Here is a 3,393-nt window from a genome sequence, read left to right as displayed (position 1 = left end):
CCACGCCGATCATGCCAATCGAGCCGATCATGTCAACCGAGCCGTCGACTCCCCGTCGCCGGCACCAATGACCGCGACCACGTCGTCGGACAGTTTCGGCCAGACATCAGCGGCCCAGGAACCGAATTCACGGTCGGTCAGGCCCACACACGCGCCATCCAGCGCCGGATCAACCCAGAGAAAAGTCCCACTCCGGCCGAAATGACCGAAAGTTTCAGGTGAATTTGCGTTCCCCGTCCAGTGCGGGTGTTTCCGCCCGCGGATCTCGAAGCCGAGCCCCCAGTCGTTCGGATTCTGCACACCGAACCCGGGCAGTACCCCGGCGGCAGCGGGAAAAGCCACCGATGTCGCCGCCGTGAATGTCTGCGCAGCGAGCAACCGCGGCGCCAGCAGTTCACCGGCAAAACGAAGCAGATCAGCCAGGGTCGATGACACCGCGTAGGCCGGCGAGCCCGCCAGCTCGGAGGCCATCATGCCCAGCGGCCCGAACACGGCCTCGGCGAGGTAGTCACCGAAAGCAATTCCGGACGCCTTTTCCACCGTCTCGCCGAGCACGTCGAAGCCGGTGTTCGAATACACCCGCCGTGCTCCGGGCCGGGTCACCACCCGGGTGCCGGAAAAGCCCAGGCCCGACGTGTGGGCGAGAAGATGGGCCACGGTCGAACCCGGGGGACCGGCCGGATCGTCCAAACCGATGGCGCCCTCCTCCACCGCGATCAGCGTGGCGTAGGCGGCGAGAAGCTTCGACACCGACGCCAACCGGAAGGACCTGTCCACGGCACCAACCGACCCACGCACCGTGACGGCGCCGCTGCCGTCGTGCACCAACACGGCAACGGCCGCGTTCTCGACTGGCCAGGAATCCACCTGCATGAGGGCATCCACGTGCCGAACTTTACGAACCCGGCCGGCCGGGTGCTCCTCGGGCTGGCTGAGAGACTGGGCGGATGTGGCAACACCGACACCTCCCGATGCCATGACCACACCCGAACCCGGCGTCCCGTCGGCAGCGGCCCGTGCGGCCGGTAGCGCCAGTGCCGCCGATCCGTGCGCTCCGGTCGGGTTGTCCGAGGTCGTGGACCTCCTCATCCTCGGCGCCGGACCAGCGGGCTGCGCCGCGGCGCTACGTGCACTGCAGCTTCGTCCAGATGCCCGGGTCGTGCTGGTGGACGCCGCGGACTTCCCCCGGGACAAGGCGTGCGGCGACGGCATCGCCCCGCACGGCCTGGACGTCCTGCGCGCCCTCGGCGTGTCCGATGCCGTGGCCGGCTACCTGTCGGTGGACCGGATGCGGCTGCGGACCCCCGGCGGCGCGGAGGTGGCCACCCCGTGCCGACGGGCGAACCACGTGGTACCCCGCACGGTCTTTGACGCGCGACTGGTCTCCGCCGCCCGCGCCCGGGGCGCCGTGCTGCTACGCCGACGCGCGCGGTCCGTCGTAGCCGGCGGCAGCGTGGACGAGCCGGTGGTGGTCGTCAACGATGACCTGCGAGCGCGGGTCGTGGTCGGCGCCGACGGTGCGAATTCGACCACCCGGCGTGCCCTGGGCATCGGGCCGAACCCGCCGGAGGCACTGGCCATCGCGGTCCGGGGGTATGCAGACGCGCCACATACCGGCGGCCCGCCCGAACAGCTCATCGAGATGACCGACGAGGGCTGGCCGGCGTATGCCTGGTCATTTCCGATCGGTGATGGCCGCGCCAACATCGGCTACGGGATGTTGCGATCGAAGCTCGCTGCGCTGCACGGCGATGCTGCCGGTCGCACGGTCCTGCACGGCACTCTGGCCCGGATGCTGCCCGACCAACCAGCGCATCCTGGGACGCTGCGCGCCCACCATCTGCCCCTGTCGACGTGGCGACCCCGGCAGCCCGATGGTCCGGTCCTGCTCGCCGGGGATGCCGCATCACTGATCAATCCGCTGACCGGCGAGGGGATCTACTACGCGCTGCTGTCCGGGTCACTGGCTGGTGAGGCCGCTGTGACCGCTGCACCGGCCCGGGCCGGCGCGGCTTATCGCAAAGCGCTTGATCGGGAACTCGGCCGGCATCTGCGACACACCGCCCTGTTGGCCGGGCTTGCCGGCCGGCGTCGAACCCTCATGGACTCAGCCGTCCGTGCAGCCCGCCACCGCACCGAACTGTACGACAACCTGGTCGAGATCGGTCTTGGGCGGGGAACCATCCCGACCGCCTCCGTAGCGCGCCTTGCTCTGCGAAAGCTGGCTCTGCCCGGATAGCGCAGCCGCCGGACCTGCCGGATCGGTTGTACCGATCCGGCAGGAATCCCGGCGGTCCCCAACGGTATTCCCAACAGGGTTCCTGACAAGACAGCCCAGCAGGATTACAGGCTTGCCACATCCGCCTGCTTGACTCGGACGGCCTCCGCGGCGGTGACGAGCGCAGCCTTCTCCGCTGCGGACAGGTCTATTTCCACGACCTTCTTCACGCCCCCGCGACCTATCTGGGCGGGCACACCCAGATAGACGCCGGAAATGCCGAACTCGCCATTCACCCAGGCGCATACCGGCATGACCGCGCCGGAGTCCTGCGCCACGGCCTTCACCATCCGGGCGGCGGCTGCGGACGGCGCATAATAGGCCGACCCGGTCTTGAGGAGCGCGACCACCTCGGCACCGCCGTTGCGGGTCCGGGTGACCAGCTCATCGATCGTGTCGGCGGGCAGCAACTCCGTGAGCGGCTTGCCGTCCACCGTGCACTGGGACGGCACCGGCACCATGGTGTCACCGTGCGAGCCCAGGGTGAGGGTCTGTACGGACTTCACCGGTACGCCCAGCTCCACCGCGACGAAATTGGTGAAGCGTGCGGTGTCGAGCATCCCGGCCTGACCGATGACCCGGCTCCGGGGGAACCCGAGAACGTTGGCGGCGAGCGCGGTCATCTCGTCCAGCGGGTTGGAAACCACCACGACGACGGCGTCAGGCGACGATTTCGCGATGCTCTCCGACACCTGCCGGACAATCTTCGCGTTGACCTCGATGAGGTCCATCCTGCTCATACCGGGCTTGCGGGGCAGGCCGGCGGTGATGACCACGACGTCCGAACCCTCGGTGTCGTCGTAGTCGTTCGTTCCAATCACCGTAGTCTCGAAACCCTCGACCGGGCGCGACTGGTTCAGGTCGAGGGCGATTCCCTGCGGTTTGCCCTCGATGATGTCCGTCAGCACGACCGTGTCGAAAATGTCGTACTCGGCGAGGCGCTGCGCGGTCGTTGAGCCATAGAAACCGGCCCCGACCACAGTCACCTTCCCAGCCATCGGCTGTCAGCTCCCCAACTTCTCGATGATGGCGCCGACGTATTCCGCCGTCCCCACCGCGGTGGTATCCGTACGGGTCGGCTTCAGATCGTATGTGACACTACGCTCTCCTGGATG

General features: G+C 68.1%; 3 protein-coding genes. 1 reads left to right on the top strand and 2 read right to left on the bottom strand.

All coding sequences use genetic code 11. From position 1 onward, the window contains the following. Nucleotides 1-27: 27 nt before the first annotated feature. Nucleotides 28-885, bottom strand: a complete 858-nt coding sequence (locus tag U9980_RS00545) for a serine hydrolase domain-containing protein (protein ID WP_322766216.1) — start codon at nucleotides 883-885, stop codon at nucleotides 28-30. 91 nt (nucleotides 886-976) lie between these two features. Here U9980_RS00545 and U9980_RS00540 point away from each other — a divergent pair, with 91 nt between their 5' ends. Next, nucleotides 977-2,239, top strand: coding sequence for an NAD(P)/FAD-dependent oxidoreductase (locus U9980_RS00540; protein ID WP_322766209.1), 1,263 nt, complete (start codon nucleotides 977-979; stop codon nucleotides 2,237-2,239). A 104-nt stretch (nucleotides 2,240-2,343) separates the two neighbouring features. Here the strand turns inward: U9980_RS00540 and mdh are convergent, their stop codons facing one another. Beyond that, a complete protein-coding gene (mdh, locus tag U9980_RS00535; RefSeq protein ID WP_322766208.1) occupies nucleotides 2,344-3,276 on the bottom strand; it encodes a malate dehydrogenase in 933 nt (310 codons plus the stop codon). Nucleotides 3,277-3,393: the final 117 nt, after the last annotated feature.

The organism is Protofrankia sp. Cr1 (genome assembly GCF_963555865.1).
Lineage (GTDB): Bacteria > Actinomycetota > Actinomycetes > Frankiales > Frankiaceae > Protofrankia.
Note: the sequence above shows the minus strand (reverse complement) of the source record. Positions and strands in the feature narration are given on the sequence as shown.

What these genes read in the sequence shown, in the direction of transcription:
- U9980_RS00540 (WP_322766209.1), top strand. Translation starts at nt 977, where the DNA reads ATGACCACACCCGAACCCGGCGTCCCGTCGGCAGCGGCCCGTGCGGCC.
- mdh (WP_322766208.1), bottom strand. Translation starts at nt 3,276, where the DNA reads ATGGCTGGGAAGGTGACTGTGGTCGGGGCCGGTTTCTATGGCTCAACG.